The organism is Campylobacter sp. CNRCH_2015_1657 (genome assembly GCF_025772685.1).
GTDB lineage: Bacteria > Campylobacterota > Campylobacteria > Campylobacterales > Campylobacteraceae > Campylobacter_D > Campylobacter_D lari_D.
In genome coordinates, this window is record NZ_JAKMSO010000003.1 from 98446 (window position 1) to 119110 (window position 20665).

Sequence of the window (20665 nt, forward strand, 5' to 3'; positions counted from 1 at the left end):
CAATGCAAAAAAAATTACAATTTATCACGAGTATTTTGGATGCAAAAAAAGAAACAAATAACAATTATAAAGCCTTTGAAGAATTGATAGAAAATGATTATAAAAATTTTGCAAGCAAAGCAAGATTAAAAGAAGAGTTAAATTCATTTATGGATTTGCAAAGTATAAAAAATGAACTTTTAAGAGTTGTTTCTTTAAAAGCAATAGCAAATAAATCCACCATAGCAGTTGGTGGTGGATTTAGCGCTGGTAAAAGTCAATTTATATCAAGCTTCTTTGCAAACAAAAACATTAAACTTCCAATAGATGTACAACCTGTAACAGCAATTGCTAGTTATATTTTTAATGCTAATGAAGATAAAATCATAGGCTATAGCTATAATGGAGGGATTGTTAATATACCTTTAGAAATTTATTCTACTTTGTCACATGATTTCATAAAAGAATTAGGGTTTAATCTAAAAACAATCCTGCCTATGATGGCTATGCAAACTTCCATTCCTGATTTTCCTCATATTTGTTTTGTAGATACTCCAGGGTATAACCCTCCAAAAGTAGGTTCTGCAAAAAACGACTTTGAAACAGCTAAAGAGTATTTAAACAATGCAAATGCTTTAATTTGGATGATAGGTCTTGATTCTAATGGAACAATACCACACACTGATTTAGACTTTTTAGAAAAACTGAATTTAGAAAACAAAAAACTCTACATAGTAGCAAATAAAGCTGATTGTTTGCCTATTGATGAACTAGAAAGGGTTTTAGATAATTTTGAAGATAATCTTTTAGAATTTGGTTTTGAGTATGAAGGAATTAGTGCGTATGATTCTATAAATAAAGAAGAAATAATATATAGAAAACAAACACTAAGGGATTTTATTAATTGTGTTGATAAAAACATCATCTCTAAAGAACAAATCGCTCAAGAACTAAATGAAGTTTTTTTAAAATTAAAAAAAGAACTTTTATATGAAAAGAAAAAACAAGAAGATTTAAAATCGACTATACATTCTTTAGATATAGAAATTTTAGAAGCTAATCTTGATGATAGTTCTGCTATAGATAGAAGATTAGATAAGCTAAAAAGTATTGTAAATATCGCTGAAATTCAAGATTTGCTAGATGAGCTAGAGCAACTAAGAAAAAAAGCATTTGAAATTCTAAATGAAATATTTTTTGATATTTTCAATGAAAAATTACAACATTTACCAGATTTTGATGTAGAAATTTCATACATAAAAGCTATAGTGGATCTAAAGAAAAAAGAAGCCACAGAAATAATGCAAGAATTCTATAAAAAATGTGTTTTACTTTCCTTTTTACTATACACAAAAAAAGAAAGAGAAATCAAAGAATTTAAAAATTTCTTTTTTAATTTTTTACAAGCTAATGCACTCGATGAAACTTGTTTTGAAAGCATGGAAGAATATGAGATCGAATATGGAGAAGAGGTTGATTTGGCTTTGTTGTATTTAAATAACGCAAAGAAAGATTTTAGCGAAATAGAGCAAGAGTACCTAAAAACACTAAGTCTATTTTTAATGGTTGCAACTATCAACAAAATAAATCCTTATTTTTTCATGAAAAAAAAACACAACTTTATCATAAATAATGTCAAGCAAAATATAAAAAAAGCCTTAGGTTCTTGTGATGATGATAACACAGCAATTACGCTAAATATACTTGAAGAATTTAGTAAAGATAAAAATCCTATTAATGAAAAGAATTTTTTAAATAACGTATTTAATGCTTATAAGGATTTATCAGAAAAAAAACTAAAATACATCACAAAATCATCAAAATCTTATATCAACAAAACCATAGATGAAACTAACGATGAACTAGAAGAATTAAAAAAACTTTTATAAAGGAAATTGAATGATACGTCCTATGCCATTTAAAAAAGTATGTAAAAAATGCGGGTATTCTAAAGTGATAGTTCCAAAATCTGATGTTATGTCTTTTAGTGGTGAAATTTTTTCTTGTCCAAAATGTAAAGAACCTCTCCAAAGAAAAAATGCAAACGCCTTAGAAATGGCATTTAGCACCATACTAAGTGCTTTTAAAAGATAATGTCTTAACTTACGACACAAGCTGTCATAAAGCTAAAATATAATTCCTTTTGTAAATCAAAACAAAAGGAGTTATTTATGGCGGTTGTAATTGGTATTATAGTCATGATAGCTACTGCTATATGGGCTATTGCCTGCGGAGCTTTTTGGGCTTTATTTATATTTGTAGTGTGGTGCGTTATATTACCAAGTTTATTTTTAATAGAAAAATACGGAATTATAAATGTAGCGGTGTCTTATGCGCTAATTTTAGCAGGTATAATGGTGCTTGCAAGGATCATTAAAAGCAATAAAACTTAAGCAAATTTATATATAATAAAAAAATAAATTCAAAATTGAAATAAAATTTATGATTAGATTAATACAATCAGCATCTATACGCTGGTAAATTGGAGAGAATTTTTGGAAAGTATTTATCAAAAAATAAAAACTAGTATTGATGATTTAGAAAATATATTTAATAATACTAATGATAATGATAAGATAAGTGATTTAAATCAAAACGCCTTGTCTATATTTAAAGATCTAAAACAAAATAGCGCAAAAGAACTTGATGTTTTAAAAGATAATCAAGAATGGAATAATTTTACCATAGCATTTTATGGAGAAACCAATGCTGGCAAATCTACACTTATAGAAGCTTTAAGAATTTATTTTAGGGAAAAAAGTAAGCTAGAACAAGAAGATCAATTTAATAAATTTTGTTTGGAATATGACAAGCATTTTAAAAATAGCGAACAAAAAATTCAAGAATTTGAAGAGCAAATAAAAATCAATCTTAAAAACAAAGAATCCATAGAATTGCAATTACAAGATTTAAATAATAAGGGAATATTTTCTAAAATCTTTAATTTTTTTGCAGGTAATTTAAGAAAACTTAAAAAAAATCTTTTAGAAATTGATGATAATATTGCTTTTATTACTCAAGAAAAAGAAAGATATTGTAAAGAAAAGCAAGATTTAGAAGATAAAATTTTAGAAGTTCAAGACGGAGTTATTATAGGTGATGGTAGAAGTGATTTTACAAAAAATCTTTCTGCTTATAGTTTTACTTATAATGAGGAGTGTATCACTTTACTAGATGTTCCTGGTATAGAAGGCGATGAAAAAATCGTTATGGATGAAATAGCTAAGGCAACAAAAAAAGCGCATGCTGTTTTTTATATAAAAAGAGAACCAACTCCTCCTCAAAAAGGTAACACCAACAATAAAGGAACTATTGAAAAAATTCAAGAGCATTTAAGCGAACACACTGAAGTCTATACTATTTATAATAAACCAATTAACAATACAAGAGCTTTATCGCGTGAATTAATAAATGAAAATGAAAAAGAAAGTTTAAAAATTTTAGATGAAAAGATGCAAGAGATATTACACGATAATTATAAAACTTGTAAAATTCTCAGTGCTCAAGTAGCATTTTATGGTGTTTCAAGATGTGTATTTAAAAACACTAATCTTTACAAGCAAAGGGCTAAATTTTTAGAACATTTGAAACCAGAAGAGTTATTGCAAAAATCTTATTTTTATGAATTTATAGATTTTTTACAACAAGATTTGTTTAAAAATTTCAAAAAGAAAATTAAAATATCAAATTACAATAAAGCTTTAAAAGTTGTTGAAAAATTGATGCAAAACATTAATGCAATTAACAAACAATATATCAAACCTTTGCTTCAAGATTTTCAAAACATACAAGAATCAACCAGCAAAGATTTAGATTTATCAGTAAAAAATTTTATTTTAGATTTAGAAAATGATTCTAATTTACAAATCGAAAAATTCCAAAATAAAACAAGAACTACAATGTATAAAATTATAGAACAAGATATTACAGATGCTGAATTTAAAGATTATTTCGAGCAAGAACTTAAAAAACAAATCGAATTTTTGACGCAAAATATAGACCAATGTTTTAAATCATTAATAGTAGAGTTTAAATCAAAACTACAAAAGATTTTGCAAAAATTTCAAGAAAAACTAGAAATAAGTATAGAAAATAATTTTAAAACAAACATCAATAATAAAATACTACTTAATATAAATATAGATAGTGGTTTAGACAAAACAGCTCTTTTTGGTGCTTTAGGTGGTATGGCATTAGCTGTAGCGAATTTTTGGAATCCTGGTGCGTGGGTATTTTTAGCTATTTCTGTTATTTCAGGACTTATCGGGGTTTTTAAATCTATTAGAAAAATATTTGATAAAAATTACAAGCGTTCTCAGCAAAAAAAATCAGTAGATGAGAATTTAAGAAAAATCGTAGCTCAATTACAAGATGATATTAAAAAACAATTAAAAGATAACAATAAAAACATTAAAGAACCTATAAAAAATATAAAAAATACATTATTAGATCCTATAGTGCATTTAAAAACAACTATTGGCGATCTTGATAAAATAAAAAATAATTTAAATAAACTAGCAAATGTTATAAGAAAGGATATTATATGAATCAGACTATTGTAGAATTTAAAGCCTTGCAGCAAAAAAATTTAGAGCTTTTAACTAGCTTATTAAATTTTGTAACAGAGGGAGAAATTTATGGTGTTGAAGTAGATAGTGCTTTTATTAAGAAATTGCAAAATACTATTAATAGTGTAAGCAATGAAAAGTTAAAAGTAGCTTTGGTAGGAGGTTTTTCAGAGGGTAAAACATCCATAGCAGCCGCTTGGACTGAAAAATTAGATAAACATAGTATGAAAATAAATCATCAAGAGTCAAGCGATGCTATTCAAATTTATCCAATTAATGATGACTTAGAGCTTGTGGATACTCCTGGATTATTTGGTTTTAAAGAAAAAATAAATGATGAAAATAAAATTGAACAATATAAAGATATTACTAAAAAATATATTAGTGAAGCACATTTGATTCTTTATATTTTAAATCCATCTAACCCCATTAAAGATTCACATAAAGATGAATTAAATTGGATGTTTAGAACTCTTAATCTTTTACCAAGAACAATTTTTGTTTTGAGTAAATTTGATGAAATTGCGGATATAGAAGATGAACAAGATTATAATCATAATCTAGCTATTAAACAAGAAAATATCAAAAATAGATTGAACGATTTAATTAATTTATCAGACAAAGAAAAGGAGCAACTAAGTATAGTCGCAGTATCAGCAAATCCTTTTGATGAAGGGGTTGAATATTGGCTTAAGCATAAGGATGAGTTTCAAAAACTTTCTCATATAAAAAATTTACAAAATGAAACAGAGAAGAAAATTGGCGAAAATGGGGGAAAGCTAGTGATAGTTGAAGATACTAAAGAAAGTATTATCAAGGATATACTAACAAAACAACTCCCAGTAGCTAAGGATTTACATAATGTTTTTTGTGATGGTTTGGATAGACTAAAACAAACCGCTTTAAATATGCAAGATAATATCGAAGAGCTTGATAGTGATATAGCTAACGCTCGTATTAAATTAAGAGAATTTGTTATAGATTATTTTAGCGGACTTTGCGAACAATTACAAGGAACAACACTAGATACTTTTGGTGCTTTTATAACAAGAGAAATAGGACAAAATGGTATTAATATCGACACTAAAATTCAAAATGCTTTTGACACGCAAACACATAGAATCCACGCTCAATTTTCCAGAATTGAAACTAATTTTACAACGGAACTTTCTTTTTTTGAAAAAAGCATTTCGGCTTTTGGAAAGCAAGGGGTAAATTTTTTGCGCCATAGCGGAATGATAAATGCTACTAATATAAAAATCGCAAGAGATGTTGTAGTTCAAGGTGCTAAATATATAGGAATTGATCTAGGCTTAAAGTTTAAACCTTGGGGTGCAGTTAATTTAGCAAATAAGGCTAATGCGGTTCTTGCGGTTCTTTCGATTGGTATGGAACTTTGGGATAGCTACAAACAAGCAAAAAAAGAAGAAGAATTTCAATTAACCAAACAAAAAATGGAGAATAATTTTAATGAGCAAAAAGCAGAAATTTTAGAACTAATTAATGATGACAAAACATTTAAAGAGAAATTTTTCCCAAAAGTCTCTGATTTAGAATCAGCCTTAAAACATATTAAAGATAACATCTCTGAAGAAGAAAATCGCAAAAATTCTTTTTCTAATTGGCTTAAAAAGGGCGAGGAAATTATAGATACTCAAATAGTTTTATAGGTAATATCATGCTAAACAAACTACCTCAGCTTTTTTCATTGCTTTTTAGCTATAAATCAAACATCTTTGATATCATCTCAAAGCCAAAGCAAGCTTATACTTACACTAAGTTTGCTTTAGAGCTAAAAGAGCTTTATGAAAAAGAAAATGACAAAACAGAAGCCGCTTTTATCATCCTAGATAGAGTACTTAAATTTAAAAAAGAAAATCCTGATGATTTTAGTGATTTTTTAAAACTTATTCAAGAGCTTTTAACTACCTATGAAAATGATCCAAAAACAATCAAACAAAACATCAAAGATTTGCTAAAATAAACAAAAAAAGGTTGTATATGGAAAAAGACAAGCTTTCTACGCGTTTAGTTTCTATACTGCAGTGTTTAAACAATGGAGAGCGTTTTGGCTTAAAAGAGCTTGCGCAAGAATTTAATGTCAGCATTCGCACCATACAAAGAGACTTACATGAACGCCTTGCTTTTATCCCTATAAAAAAAGAAAATGGAAAGTATTTTTTAGAAGGCTATGTTTTAGGAAAATTAAGCTTTAAAGATATACAAAATTTTGCTATTTTAAGCGGTATAGGTAGGCTTTATCCTAGTTTAGATAAAGAGTTTTTAAACGACTTGCTTAATGAAAAAATCAATAAAGCCTTTTTAGTCAAAACCCAAAGCTATGAAACACTTGATAGAGAAGTTTTTGAGGAACTAAGTGCAGCTATCATAGCAAAATACCCCATTAGTTTTCACTACAAAGAAAAATGCAGAAAAGCCAATCCATACAAACTCATCAATATTGATCACATATGGTATCTTTTAGCAGATGAAAACGATACTTTAAAAACCTTTGCTTTTTCTAAAATCACACAACTAAGAGTGGAAAAAAAAGAAATTTTTACCCCAAAAGAAGAGTTTTTAAAACAAATTCAAAAAGATCAAAGCAACTGGATTAGTAAAGAAAACAAAGAAGCTATTTTAAAACTTGATAAAAAAGCTAAAGAATATTTCTTAAGAAAAAATGCCCTTACTAAATACGAATTTATAGATGAGGATGAGAATTTTATTTACATCAAGGCATTTTATACCTATGATGATGAGCTTTTAAATTTAATAAGATATTGGATACCATATATTAAAATAAACAAACCTATCGCTTTAAAAGAAAAACTTTTTGAGCAGTTAAATACATACATGCAAGATTAGCGTTTTTTTAATACATAAAGTTGTTCTTGTATATGCATAGAGCGCTTAGAAAGGTTTCTACTAGCTCTAAAGGCATTATACTTTTGCTCAAGCACAAAACATTCTCCAAGACTTTGAAGTCTTTTTGTGAATTTTTCTTTTTTTACAAAACCCTCACAATTATAAGAAAGCAATACAATCTTGGCTTTTAAATCATTTATCAAATCAAACAAAGCATCTTCGGCTTTTTTTTCTTTGTTAAAAGCACTGCGGTTCCAGTCTTTTGGTATACCAGAAACCTTTGAAATTTCCTTTGGCTTTTTATAATTAGCGATTAAATTTAACATAAAATAATTTGATCCATAAGGGTGTTGATTATAAGGTGGGTCTAAATACGCCACATCAAAGCTATCAAGCTCTTTAGCTAAAATATTTGCGTCTTTTTGAAAAACCTCATACTCACAAGTAAAATTTGAAAAAATAGGCATTTTTAAAGCTATATCACCCTTTATACGACTAAGCGCATTTGCTCCATTTCCTCCAAATTTTCCTACTCCATTTTTATCTTTATAAAAGCCTTTAAAAACCCCGCTTGTATTTGCATGTACACTTGCTTCGTAGATAAGAGGTGCGATGAAGTATTTTTGTATATTACTTGGCAGGCTTGAAATTTTTTCTCGCATAGAGTCTAAATACATAGCGTTTTTAAGTGTGTAGAAAACTCTTTCATTCTTTTGGATATACTCATCATCATTTGGCGCATAAAGCTTGCTTATAAAGCCTTTTTTGAGTTTTAAATCAGAAGTTAAAAAAGCATAATGTTTTTGTAATTCTTGTAAAAATTGTGCGTTTTGATTGCTTAAATAACACTCATTGATGATTTTAGAATAATCTTCCAAATCATTTGCCATGATAAAACTCGCATAAGGCTTCACAAAACGCGAAACTACCCCAGAGCCACTAAATACATCACAAAAACTAAATTTGTCTTTTTTAAGCTCATTTTGTGCGAATTTGAAGCCTTGATTTAAAAACTCAAGCAAAGATCTTTTATTACCAAGATAAGTTATGATTTGTTCTTTTAAAAATTGTGGATTTTCTTCTAACATAAGTTTAAAATACAAGCCTTAAAAAGGCTTGCGATTATTTTTTCTTTTTAGGAGTTACTAGCATATTTACATAGCGTCCTTCGAGTAAAGGCTCTTTGTCTCTATCTGCTATATCTTCAACCATTTGCCAAATTTTTTCAAGCAAAGCTACCCCTGCTTCAGGAGAGCCCATCTCACGACCTTTTAAAAACACTCTAAATTTCACATGCTTGCCTTGCTCTAAAAACTCGCTTGCATGTTTGACTTTATAATTAATGTCATTTTGAGCGATTTTCACAGAAAGTTTGATTTCTTTTATATCAATAACTTTTTGTTTTTTCTTTGCTTCTTTTTGTTTCTTTTCTTGTTGATAACGGAATTTTCCATAATCCATTATCTTACATACAGGTGGTTTGGCTTCAGAGGCTATCATCACCAAATCAAGCCCTAGTCTATTTGCTATATCTAGTGCTTCATCACTACTAATAATGCCATAAACCTTGCCATCATCACCTATACATCTGATCTCATCTGCTTGAATTTCTTCATTTAGCAATACTTCTTTTTCTTTACTCAAAAGCGTACCTCACTTAATTTCTCCTTTGTTAGGGTTATAAATTCATCTAAAGTCATTGTTTTTTGTTCTTTTGCTCTTCTATCTCTTAAAGCCACACTTTTGTTTGCTACTTCTTCATCGCCTAAAACAAGTATCATAGGCACATGTGCTTTTTCGGCTGTGCGGATTTTTTTATTTAAGCTTTCATTTTTATTATACACTTCACTATCAATGCCAAGTTCTAAAAGTTTTCTTGCTATTTCTTTTGCATAATCATGATGATTTTGCGAAATAGGTACTATAGCTACTTGAGTTGGCGCTATGAAAAATGGCAACTCGCCCGCACAATGCTCTACTAAAATTCCTATAAATCTTTCAAAAGAACCCAAAATAGCACGATGAAGCATTACAGGTTGTTTTTTCTCATTATCTGCGTCTGCGTATTCGAGTTTAAAACGGCTTGGTAAGTTAAAATCTACTTGTATAGTTCCACACTGCCATTTTCTTTTTAGCGCATCAGTGATTTTAATATCGATTTTTGGACCATAGAAAGCTCCACCACCCTCATCAATGCCATATTTTAAACCTTGTTCATCTAAAGCTTCTTTTAAAGCCTTTGTAGCTATGTCCCAAATTTCATCATCGCCTATTGCTTTTGCTGGGCGTGTTGAAATTTCCATTTCATAATCAAACTCAAAAGCTTTCATCAAAGTATCGACAAAGCTTAAAATTTCTAAAACTTGTTCTTTTATCTGACTTGGCATACAAAAAATATGCGCATCATCTTGAGTGAATTCTCTTACCCTAAAAAGCCCGTGTAAAACTCCACTTTTTTCATGGCGGTGCACCACGCCGTATTCAAAAAATTTCAAAGGTAAATCGCGATAACTTCTAACATCACTTTGATAAATTTTAATATGTCCTACACAATTCATCGGCTTAATGCCATATTCTTGCTCATCAATTTGCGTAAAATACATATTTTCTTTATAGTTTGCATAATGCCCACTAATTTTCCACGCATCAGCTTTTAAAAGTTCAGGCCCACGCACAGGCTCATAGCCTCTTAATCTATGTGCTTTATATAGCAAATGCTCTAATTTGCTTCTTAATTTTGCACCATTGCTAAGCCATATAGGAAGCCCACCACCTATTTCATCATCAAAGGCAAAAAGCTTCATTTCATTACCAAGTTTTCTATGATCTCTTTTTTTAGCTTCTTCAATAATTTTTAAGTATTCATTTAAACTTTCTTTATCTGCAAAGGCAGTACCATAAATTCTTGTGAGCATTTCTCTTTTTTCATCACCACCCAAATACGCTCCCGCTACACGAGTAAGTTTGAAAAATCTTAAATATCTAGTATTTGGTACATGAGGTCCACGGCATAAATCTTCAAATTCGCCTTGCTTATAAATACTTACTTTTCCATCAGGAATTCTTAGTAAAACTTCTTGTTTTAAATCATCATTAGCAAATTTTTCTTTAACCTCAGTCTTTGAGAGTTCATATTTTGTGATGTCTAGCTTTGCTTCAGCTAGTTCTTTCATTTTCTTTTCGATTTTGCTTAAGTCTTCTTCTGAAATCTTACTATCAACTCTAAAATCATAATAAAACCCATCTTCTATCACAGGTCCTACGAAAAATTTAGCCTCTGGATATAGACTTTTAATCGCTTGAGCCATTAAATGCGCACAAGAGTGGCGGATAACTTCTAAACTTTCTTTAGAATTATCAAAATAAATCGGAGTTAAATTTATATCATTGTTAAAACTTTGAGTATCTACCAAAGTTTCATTATTTGCATATGCAATTATATCTTTTGTCATTTCTACCCTTAACACTCACTAACCTTGTGAGCTTAAATTAAAATATAAGACTAATTTTAGCTATGAAAAACTTAAACTTTTTTTAAATAAAGGATATTTTTATATTTCAAACACCTGTTCTTGATATATCTAAAGTACCACTCATAAAAAGGTATAAAAATACAAAACCTAAAATTATCCTATAAATTCCAAAAGGTATGAAGTTTATTTTGCTAATTAATTTTAAAAATATTTTAATTACTATAAAAGCCACTACAAAAGCTGTTATAAAACCTATGGCTAAAGGAATGAAATTATTCATATTGCTTAGAACTTGTGGTTCTTTATAAATGCTATAAGCTGTTGCTATAATCATAGTAGGAATTGCAAGCAAAAATGAAAATTCAGAAGCCACTTTGCGATCAAGTCCAAGCAATAAGCCACCTATGATACTTGCTCCACTTCTTGAAGTACCTGGTATAATAGCAAGAGCTTGAGTTAAGCCTATCAAAAAAGCTTGTTTATAACTTACCTCATCTAAAGAGTGGATTGTATAGTCTTTTTTTCTATGTTTAAGTTCTATGATGATAAAAACAATCCCACCAATGATTAACATAGTAGCCACGGTATAGCCATTAAATATTTCTTTTAAAAACTTATATGCTATAAAACCCACCCCACCTGCAGGCAAAAAGCCCACAGCAAGTTTTAACCAAATATCAAGTTTTTGAGTTAGTTTTTCTTTAAAAATAAAAATCACCGCTAGTATAGAACCAAGCTGAATGATGATAAAAAAACTTCTCCAAAAATCATCTATATTTAAACCCAAAATTTCAGCACCCAAGATCATATGCCCAGTAGATGAAACAGGTAAAAATTCTGTCAGACCCTCAATGATTCCTAAAATCAAAGCATAATAATAATCTAAATTCATTTTTTAAGCACTCTTCTTGCAAAAATTAGCATAATCGCTACAAAAACTACAAAACCTATAATCCCATCATCTTTAAATGAAGTTGCAATAGCAAGCGGATCTTCAGTCCCACCTCTACTAATAGAAAGCACAGTTAAACCAGCTATTAATACTCCAAATATACTCTCACCCACTATCAAACCAGAGGCAAATAAGGTTCCTTTTTGCTCATGCTCTTGAATAAGTTCTTTTTTATGAGCATTTTTAGCATATCTTTGATCCAAACGCTTTTTAATTAAATATGCCAATAATCCACCTATAAACAAAGGCATATTAACAGCAGGTGGTAAATATATACCTATACCCACAGCTAAAGGCGGTAAAGTCATATTTTTCTTTCTTAATAAACGATCGACAATGATTATACCAACACCCACAAAAGCTCCCGCTATAATATAACTCCAATCAATGTTAGCGTTAAAAATACCTTGAGCTATAGTGCTCATTAAATTTGCTTGTGGTGCAGCAAGTGCATTTGCCTCATCCATTCCTTCTCTTGGCATTGCACCCACAAAACCATAAGCTTGGTATAACAAATTTAACACAGGAGCTATAGCCAAAGCTCCAAACACACAGCCTATAATCAAAGAAACTTGTTGTTTCCAAGGAGTTGCACCTACTAAATAACCAGTTTTTAAATCTTGTAAATTATCATTAGAAATAGCAGCAGTTGCCAAAATAACACTGGTAGTAAATATAGCAAAAGCAATAGCAAATTTAGACATTAAAGGATCATTAAATAAATCTACTTGATAACCCAAAAGTAAAATAATCAAAGAAGAAATCATAATCCCAATTAGTCCTATACCTGAAATAGGAGAAGATGATGAACCCACTAAACCTGCCATATATCCACAAGCAGAAGCTACAAAAAAGCCTATAAAAATAGCTACTAAAGTTCCTACTAAGGCAAAAAGAATTTGATAGCCACTTGCTAAATTTGAATCGGCCACAAAAGCATAAAATGAAATAAACAAACCTATACACATAAGCACAAATAAACCTAGCATAGCTTTTAAAGATAAATCCATATCTTTAGGATCTTGTGAGAGGTTTAATGAAGTTTTTTTAAGCATATTTTTCATGCCATCATATACAGGCTTTGCAAGTTCTATTAAAGTCCATAATGCTGCTATGGCAATAGCTCCTGTACCTATTAAGCGTACTTTTTGAGCCCAAATTTGATTAGCTATATCAAGTGCACTTAAGCTTACATCAAAACTTTCTTTAGCAGAAAAATATGGCACAAAAACCATCCAAGCAAGCACCATACCCACAAGCAATGCAACACCTCCAGCTATACCTACTAAGTATCCAGCACCCAAAAGTGCCACTGAATAGCCCATAGAAAATCCAAAAGTCATTTTTTGCCAAATAAATGCAAAACTACTTCCACTTGAAAGTAGTTTAAAGCCGCTTGAAAAAAGGCTTACAATAGAAGCTAATACTACACCAAGTGTGATTTCTTTTAAGCCCACCTTTCCTTTTTTATCAGCTTGATCTTTATTGGCCACTTTTAAAATTTCAGCAGCAGCCCTTCCTTCAGGATAAGCCAATTTACTCTCTACTACCATAGCTCTACGCAAAGGTATAGTAAAAAGCACGCCTAATCCACCTCCGCAAAGACAGAGCATAAAGGTAAGCCAAAGTGGAAATTCAAACCAATACCCACATATAAAAAGACCTGGTATAACAAAAATCACAGCCGAGAGCGTACCTGCAGCTGAAACTTGAGTTTGAACCATATTATTTTCTAAAATATTAGAATCTTTAAAGATTTTTAAAACAGCCATTGCAATTACAACAGCAGGAATAGAAGTAGAAAAAGTAAGACCAACTTTAAGCCCCAAATATACATTTGAGGCAGTAAAAATAATCGTTAAAATACTTCCTAGTATTATACCCCTAAGCGTAAGCTCCGGTAGTGAGTTTTTTGTATACATTTTGTTTCTCCATTTTTATTGACAACCTTCACATTCTATAGTTCTATCAACCACATCATCATTTACTTTTTGACTATCAGGGCTTTCGCTTCTTAGATAGTAAGTTGATTTAACACCTAATTCCCAAGCAAGTTGATAAATTTCATTTAAATATCCACCGCTTGCTTTATCTAAAGAAACAAAGATATTTAATGATTGACCTTGATCAATCCATTTACCACGAATCGCTGCTGCTTTTACTAAGATTTTTTGATCAAGCTCATAAGCAGGAGTGTAATACTGCCAAGTATTAGCACTTAGATTTGGCACCACAGTTGGTATCATACCACTTAAGTTTTGCTCAAACCATTTTCTTTTATACACAGGCTCAATTGTTTGAGTAGTACCCACTAAAATCGAGATAGAAGAAGTTGGTGCTATAGCCATTAAATAACCATTTCTTATACCATCTCTTTTTAGTTTTTCTCTTAATTTTTCCCAATCACACTCGCTTTGATCAAACAAACCTTCACTTGCGGTAAGTTTTTTAGCATTTTCATTTGCTACATCAATTGGCACTATACCTTTACTCCAATTTGACCCTTCAAAGTCAGGATAGCTTCCTTTTTCTAAGGCTAAATTTGAGCTAGCTAAAATTGCCTCATAGCTAATCATCTCCATAATACGATCAATTTTTTCAAAATGCTCATTAGAACCCCAATAAATTTGAGCTTCAGCCAGCATTTGCGCTTCACCCATTACACCAAGTCCTATAGCGCGTGATTTTAAGTTGGTATTTTTAACCTTTACATGGGGATAAAAATTTAAATCAATCACATTATCAAGCATTCTTATCGCTGTTGGTACTATTCTTTGGATATCTTCTTTAGTGTTGATTTTACTTAAGTTTATACTTGCTAGATTGCAAACTGCTGTTTTTCCTTCGTTTTTATATTTTTCTACTATGTAAACTTTTTTACCATTGATACTATCTAAAGTAGAAACTTTCTTAGCAAGTTTTTTATACCCTCCATCTATTGTAAGCTCTTCATTCTCATCTAAATAAAGCTCTGTTTTATCATCAAATACGATTTTAATTTGATAATAGTTTGAATCTGTATTTTGAAAAATTTCTGTACATAAATTTGAACTTCTTATAATCCCTGCGTGAGAATTTGGATTTGTCTTATTTGCACTATCTTTAAAACATAAAAATGGCATACCTGTTTCAAAATAAGATAAAAGTATTTTTTTCCAAAGCTCTTTTGCATCTATAATTTCTTTAGCTATGCTTTCATCTTTTTCAAATTCTTCGTATTTTTTCTCAAATTCTTCACCATATAAATCGCATAAACTTGCAGTATCAGCAGGATCAAAAAGCGTCCATTTACCATTTGTCCTTACTCTTTTCATAAATAAATCATTAATCCACAAAGCAGGGAAAAGTTCATGCGCTCTTCTTCTTTCTTCGCCAGAATTTTTACGCAAATCTAAAAAGTCATTAATATCCATATGCCAAGGTTCAATATATACAGCAATCGCCCCTTTTCTAGTACCAAGTTGATCAACAGCAACGGCTATGTCATTAGTGATTTTTAAAAATGGTATGATCCCGCCTGCTGCGTTTTTATGCCCATCTATACTTCCACCCATAGCACGCACCTTAGACCAATCCCAGCCTATACCACCGCCAAATTTAGATAAGAGTGCCATTTCTTGATAGGAATCAAAAATCCCTTCTATATTATCAGGTGTGCTTCCTATATAACATGAGCTTAATTGGTGTCTTGTAGTTCTTGCATTTGAAAGGGTTGGAGTTGCAAGCATTACTTCAAAAGTTGAGATCAAATCATAAAATTTTTTAGCCCAAGTTTGAGAATCTAATTCATTTTGTGCTAAAAACATCGCAATAGCCATAAACATTTGTTGTGGTAATTCTATAGGCATACCTTTAGAATCTTTAATCAAATACCTATCATACAAAGTTTTTATACCAAGATAAGTAAATTGCAAATCACGCTCTGGCTTGATATAAGCATTAAGATCATCTAAATCATATTTTTCTTTTAGGCCGATTAAAATCCTACCTTCTTTTTCGCCTTTTTCAAGGTATTCTCTTAAATGCTTATACCCATTATAACCACTTACTTTTTTATATAAATCATACAAAAACAATCTTGCAGCAACAAAGGTCCAATTAGGTCTATCAATATCTATTTTATCTACTGCTGTTTTTATAAGAGTTTGTTGGATTTCTTCTGTTGTTATACCATCGCGAAATTGAATTTTTGCATCTACTTCAAGCTCACTTTGACTTACATTTTCTAAATTTGCCACCGCGTCGGTAGTATATTTTTTAATCTTAGAAACATCTAACTCTTCAGTTCTTCCATTTCTTTTTAATACTTTCACTCACAACCCCTAGTTTATTATTTAAAAGTTCTTGCAAAAATTTTATCTACATTTTTTGTATAGTAGTTATAATCAAAACAATTTCTAATATCTGCTTCACTTAAAGATTTTTTCAAATCCTCATCAGCTAATAAAGCTAATAAAAACAAACTCTCGCCTTTTTCATTTAAAGCAGGCTTACCATTTTGCAAATCAGCCCAAACTTTCATAGCATTTCTTTGAACAATCTTGTAAGCTTCTTCTCTGCTTATACCTTTAAATGGAAGCTCAAGCAATACTCTTTGAGAGAATACAAGTCCTCCAGTTAAATTTAAATTTTTCATCATATTTTCTGGATATACCAAAAGCTTTTCTATCACACCGCATAATCTTGAAAGCATAAAATCAGTCGTGATAAAAGCATCAGGTAATACAAATCTTTCAACGCTAGAATGTGATATATCTCTTTCATGCCATAGGGCTACATTTTCTAAAGCAGGTGTTACATAAGCTCTTATCATCCTGCAAAGACCGGTGATATTTTCACTCAAAACAGGATTTCTTTTATGAGGCATAGCTGAGCTTCCTTTTTGTCCTTGAGAAAAATATTCTTCAGCTTCATATACTTCTGTTCTTTGAAAATGGCGGATAGCAACAGCTATTTGCTCACAACTTGAAGCTAAAATAGCTAAAGCCGAGATAACCTGTGCGTAGCGATCTCTTTGTATAACTTGGTTTGAAACTGGTGCTGGCTTAAGATCTAAGTTTTTACAAACTTCTTCTTCAAATTCAAGCGGAGCATGAGCAAAATTTCCCATAGCACCGCTGATTTTTCCATAGCTAATCACTTCTTTTGCATGAATGATTAAATCTTTTGCATGAACTAGCGAATCATACCAAATAGCCAAAACCAAACCAAAAGTTATAGGCTCTCCATGAATTCCATGGCTTCTTCCTACCATTAAGGTATTTTTATGCTCATATGCTCTTGTTTTAATCGCTGCTAAAACTTGATCTAAATCTTGCAAGATTAATTCTAAACTATCTTTAATCTGCAAAGCAACTGCAGTATCAATACAATCTGAACTTGTCATCGCATAATGCACAAAACGACTTTCCTCACCCAAACTTTCACTTACACTAGTTAAAAAAGCGATAACATCATGTTTGGTAGTTTTTTCTATCTCATCTATTCTTGCTATATCAAATTTTGCATTTTTTATAATTTTTTCACAATCATCGTCTTTAATAAGACCAAGTTTATTCCACGCTTTCACAGCAGCTAATTCCACTTTTAACCACGCCTCATATTTTGCTTGCATGTCCCATTTTTTAGCCATGATTTCTCTGCTATATCTTTCAACCATTTTCAAGACCTTTTTTTATATAATTTTTTATGAAAAAATAGCTTGAATTTTATTATAAATTACCTAAGAAAGTTATTAAATGGCATATATAAAAAAGAAACTAGCAAATAATGGAAAAAAGGCATTTAGACTACTTATGGATGAGTTAAAAATTTCTATGCGTGAAGCACAAAAACTCATTGATAAAAAAAGACTATTTTGTGATGGAAATTTGGTAGAAGAAAAAAACAAATTTTTAGATGGTCTAGTAGAATTAATCATATATGAAAATAATCCCAAAGGATTAGAAATAATTTATGAAAATGAAGATTTTGCTGTAGTAGAAAAACCAAGCGGGGTGCTAACTCATCCTAATGGACGCAATTGTACTTATAGTCTTTGTGATGAAATTTGGCATTTATGGGGTGAAAAAGCTTGCGTGGCTCATAGATTAGATAAAGAAACAAGCGGGCTTTTGCTCATAGCTAAACATAAAAATGCACAAATTGAGTTAAAAACCATGTTTGAAAAAAGATTAGTGCAAAAAAGCTATCTTGTTCTAGTAAAAGGAAAAACTAAAAAAGAATTTATAGTAGATAAAAGCATGGATTTAGCTAAAGACTACGATGCAGTAAAAACTAGAATGCATATTTGTGAAAATGGTAAAGAAGCTTTAACGCAATTTTATACTTTAGAATATTTTGAAAATTTAGATGTCAGTTTAGTTTTAGCTAAACCTCTAACAGGCAGACAACACCAAATAAGACTACATTTGTTTCATGTGAAACATAAAATTTTAGGTGAACCTTTATATGGTTTAGAAAAAACACAAATAGAGCAAATACTTGATGGAAAAATGAGTAATATAAAAAGAGCTCAAATTACAGGTGCTAAAAGACTGCTTTTACACTCTTTTAGCTTAGAATTTACATATAAAAATCAAAAATTTTTGATACAATCTCAAAAAGATATAAAAGATGAATTTTTGAAAAATTTATCTTAATCTTTTTCTAATTTTAAAACTTTATCAGTTTGGATTGCAACTGCAATTTGCTTAGCTGGCTTACCATAATCCCTACAATAATCACAAGATTTATAAAAATCTTGAGAATAAAATTCAAAAAATCTTTCTTTAGAATCCTCTAAATTTAAAAAATCGCCATTAAATTCTTCAAGTCCTTTTAAACGTGATAAAGAACTTGATATAGGGCAAACAAAAACAGCTCCTTTGGGTGCTAATTGTTTATTTTCTAAACCCTCAGATGTCATCAAACTTACACATGGCATTTGACAATTACGATAGTTTTTGATTATATCTTCTTTACTTCTACTACGTTTATAAATTTTTTCAGGATCACTCCAAGTAGAATTTTCACCACTAGAGTCCATAGAAAATGGAATTTTATTTTCTTTTAATTTTCTTAAAATGCTTTCTTGCTTTAGTGGAATTTTTAAATTTGGTGATCTTTTGTAATCTGAAATCGTAATTTTTCTAACCTTATTAGATTTTTTTAACTTTTTCATCAATTCATCTTTAAAATCAATAGTTGCATTAGTAACTAAAGAAAAAGTTAGTATTTTCTTTTGAGTATCTAAATAATCAATCAATTGTGGTAAATCTTTAAATAACAAAGGCTCTCCACCTATGATTCTAACCCTTGCGATAGAATCTACCTTAGATAAAAGTAGCTCTAATGATTCTATAATGCCCTCTAAAGTACAAGTATATTGATTTGATGGTGAAAAATACTGCATTAAATTATTACATGATTCACAACGCAAAGTACATCTTGTAGTTAAAACTAATTCTAAATAAGGAATATCCACCTTACCTTCTAAAACCCTCTTTTCGAAGTATTTTTTCAAATAAAATTTTTTCATCAAAGCAGCATAAGGAACTTTAAAAATTCTAGCAATTCCTCTTTTGCCATTTAAATACGAAAAATACCAAGAAATATTTGGTTTTATATATCTATTTTGAAATAATTGGTTTTCTAATAATTGTTTTTTATCTACCATTGTTTTTCCCTTCATTCTTTAATACATAAATAATTCCACCAAGTCCTATGATCACTACTATGCTTATAAAAATAAGCTGTGCTATATCTAAAAAAGTCATTGTTTACTCTGCCTTTCTTTAAGCTGTCCGCATGCAGCTGAAATATCAAGTCCTTTACTTTCTCTTATCGTACAAGTAACACCTTTGGCACTTAAATAATCTTGAAATTTAACCGCATTTTCAACACTTGGTCTTTTATATAAACTTCCTTCGTGTGGATTAAAAAGTATTAAATTCACTTTGGCTTTTATACCATTTAAGAGCTTGACTAGTTCTTTTGCATGTTCTATTTTATCATTTATACCATCGATTAAAAGGTATTCAAACATTACTCTTTTACGCTGATCTATAGGAAAATTTCTCACCGCTTCCATAATGCTTGCTATATTATAAGCTTTATTAATAGGCATTAATTCACTTCTAAGCTCATCATTTACAGCATGGAGCGAAATAGCCAAAAGCACACCTAAATTCATTTCTCCAAGCTCTTTAATTTGCTTTGCTAAACCACTTGTACTTATAGTTTGTCTTCTAGGGCTTATCGCTAAAGCATCATTATCAGCTAAAATTTTAACTACCTTAGAAACATTTTTAAGATTATCCAAAGGCTCTCCCATACCCATATAGACTATATTAACCCTTCTTTCATAAGGTATGTTATTATGTTTTTTAATCCATAAAATTTGTCCTACTATTTCTCCTGCAGTCAAATTTCTTTTCAAACCGCCTTTAGCAGTCAGACAAAAACTGCACCCACTTTTACACCCCACTTGAGAGGAAACACAAATAGTATATCTTGCATGTTTGATGATTTTTCCATTTTCATCTACAAGCTCTTCTTTCATAGGTAGCAAAACAGCTTCTATTTTTTTACCATCTAAAAGCTCAAAAAGATATTTAATACTCCCATCCTTGCTTTTTTCATCTTTCACACATTTTAAAGGTGAAAAATGAAAATTTTCTTGCAAAAACACCCTAAAGTCTTTTGGTAAAGATGACATTTGTAAAAAATCGTCTGCATATTTTTTATATACCCATTCAAAAATTTGCTTTGCTCTAAATTTTGGCTGGACTAAATTTTCTAATTCTTCTTTAGTAAAATCTAATATATTTTTTAATTCACTCAAT

18 protein-coding genes are annotated in these 20665 nt (G+C 30.1%); 8 read left to right on the plus strand and 10 right to left on the minus strand.

Annotated elements, in window-relative coordinates:
• Positions 1–2: 2 nt before the first annotated feature.
• The 7 genes from L8X27_RS03425 (at position 3) to L8X27_RS03455 (ending at position 7415) form a co-directional block, all read left to right on the plus strand.
• On the plus strand, positions 3–1868 hold the full coding sequence (locus L8X27_RS03425) for a dynamin family protein (RefSeq protein ID WP_263681050.1): 1866 nt from the start codon (positions 3–5) through the stop codon (positions 1866–1868).
• A gap of 10 nt (positions 1869–1878) precedes the next feature.
• Positions 1879–2073: a hypothetical protein gene (locus L8X27_RS03430; RefSeq protein WP_263671534.1), complete on the plus strand. Its 195-nt coding sequence runs from the start codon at positions 1879–1881 to the stop codon at positions 2071–2073.
• Positions 2074–2150: 77 nt separating this feature from the next.
• Positions 2151–2372, plus strand: coding sequence for a hypothetical protein (locus L8X27_RS03435; protein WP_263671535.1), 222 nt, complete (start codon positions 2151–2153; stop codon positions 2370–2372).
• Positions 2373–2474: 102 nt separating this feature from the next.
• Positions 2475–4526 (plus strand): GTPase, encoded by a 2052-nt coding sequence (locus L8X27_RS03440; protein WP_263671536.1) that lies wholly within the window; start codon positions 2475–2477, stop codon positions 4524–4526.
• Positions 4523–6217 carry a LeoA/HP0731 family dynamin-like GTPase gene (locus L8X27_RS03445; RefSeq protein ID WP_263671537.1) on the plus strand — a complete coding sequence of 565 codons (1695 nt, stop codon included), beginning with the start codon at positions 4523–4525 and terminating at the stop codon, positions 6215–6217. The genes L8X27_RS03440 and L8X27_RS03445 overlap by 4 nt, the downstream gene beginning before the upstream one ends.
• Positions 6218–6225: 8 nt before the next feature.
• Positions 6226–6531, plus strand: coding sequence for a hypothetical protein (locus L8X27_RS03450; RefSeq protein WP_263666479.1), 306 nt, complete (start codon positions 6226–6228; stop codon positions 6529–6531).
• Between the two features lie 17 nt (positions 6532–6548).
• Positions 6549–7415, plus strand: a complete 867-nt coding sequence (locus L8X27_RS03455) for a helix-turn-helix transcriptional regulator (RefSeq protein WP_263671538.1) — start codon at positions 6549–6551, stop codon at positions 7413–7415.
• Here L8X27_RS03455 and L8X27_RS03460 read toward each other — a convergent pair.
• The 7 genes from L8X27_RS03460 to purB all read right to left on the minus strand — a co-directional run bounded on the left by L8X27_RS03460 (position 7412) and on the right by purB (position 17499).
• A complete protein-coding gene (locus L8X27_RS03460; RefSeq protein ID WP_263671539.1) occupies positions 7412–8503 on the minus strand; it encodes a DNA adenine methylase in 1092 nt (363 codons plus the stop codon). The two genes, L8X27_RS03455 and L8X27_RS03460, sit on opposite strands and share 4 nt — an antisense overlap.
• Before the next feature lie 34 nt (positions 8504–8537).
• Entirely contained in the window at positions 8538–9059 is a 522-nt protein-coding gene (infC, locus tag L8X27_RS03465; protein ID WP_220566975.1) for a translation initiation factor IF-3, read from the minus strand.
• Positions 9056–10867 carry a threonine--tRNA ligase gene (thrS, locus tag L8X27_RS03470; RefSeq protein ID WP_263671540.1) on the minus strand — a complete coding sequence of 604 codons (1812 nt, stop codon included), beginning with the start codon at positions 10865–10867 and terminating at the stop codon, positions 9056–9058. Before thrS ends, infC begins: the two co-directional genes overlap by 4 nt.
• Before the next feature lie 106 nt (positions 10868–10973).
• Positions 10974–11780, minus strand: coding sequence for an undecaprenyl-diphosphate phosphatase (locus L8X27_RS03475; RefSeq protein ID WP_263659205.1), 807 nt, complete (start codon positions 11778–11780; stop codon positions 10974–10976).
• Positions 11777–13762: an OPT family oligopeptide transporter gene (locus L8X27_RS03480; protein WP_263671541.1), complete on the minus strand. Its 1986-nt coding sequence runs from the start codon at positions 13760–13762 to the stop codon at positions 11777–11779. The genes L8X27_RS03475 and L8X27_RS03480 overlap by 4 nt, the downstream gene beginning before the upstream one ends.
• A gap of 15 nt (positions 13763–13777) precedes the next feature.
• A complete protein-coding gene (locus tag L8X27_RS03485) occupies positions 13778–16153 on the minus strand; it encodes a ribonucleoside-diphosphate reductase subunit alpha (protein ID WP_263671542.1) in 2376 nt (791 codons plus the stop codon).
• A gap of 17 nt (positions 16154–16170) precedes the next feature.
• Positions 16171–17499: an adenylosuccinate lyase gene (gene purB / locus L8X27_RS03490; protein WP_263671543.1), complete on the minus strand. Its 1329-nt coding sequence runs from the start codon at positions 17497–17499 to the stop codon at positions 16171–16173.
• 79 nt (positions 17500–17578) lie between these two features.
• On the opposite strand from purB, the gene L8X27_RS03495 reads away from it, so the two are divergent.
• Positions 17579–18481 (plus strand): RluA family pseudouridine synthase, encoded by a 903-nt coding sequence (locus L8X27_RS03495; protein WP_263671544.1) that lies wholly within the window; start codon positions 17579–17581, stop codon positions 18479–18481.
• Here L8X27_RS03495 and L8X27_RS03500 read toward each other — a convergent pair.
• From L8X27_RS03500 to rlmN, 3 genes are read right to left on the minus strand one after another with little or no spacing between them, the layout of a single operon-like run.
• Positions 18478–19497 carry a radical SAM protein gene (locus tag L8X27_RS03500; RefSeq protein WP_263671545.1) on the minus strand — a complete coding sequence of 340 codons (1020 nt, stop codon included), beginning with the start codon at positions 19495–19497 and terminating at the stop codon, positions 18478–18480. The two genes, L8X27_RS03495 and L8X27_RS03500, sit on opposite strands and share 4 nt — an antisense overlap.
• Positions 19487–19597: a hypothetical protein gene (locus tag L8X27_RS03505; protein WP_263671546.1), complete on the minus strand. Its 111-nt coding sequence runs from the start codon at positions 19595–19597 to the stop codon at positions 19487–19489. Before L8X27_RS03505 ends, L8X27_RS03500 begins: the two co-directional genes overlap by 11 nt.
• On the minus strand, positions 19594–20664 hold the full coding sequence (rlmN, locus tag L8X27_RS03510) for a 23S rRNA (adenine(2503)-C(2))-methyltransferase RlmN (protein WP_263671547.1): 1071 nt from the start codon (positions 20662–20664) through the stop codon (positions 19594–19596). Before rlmN ends, L8X27_RS03505 begins: the two co-directional genes overlap by 4 nt.
• Between the last annotated feature and the right edge of the window lies 1 nt (position 20665).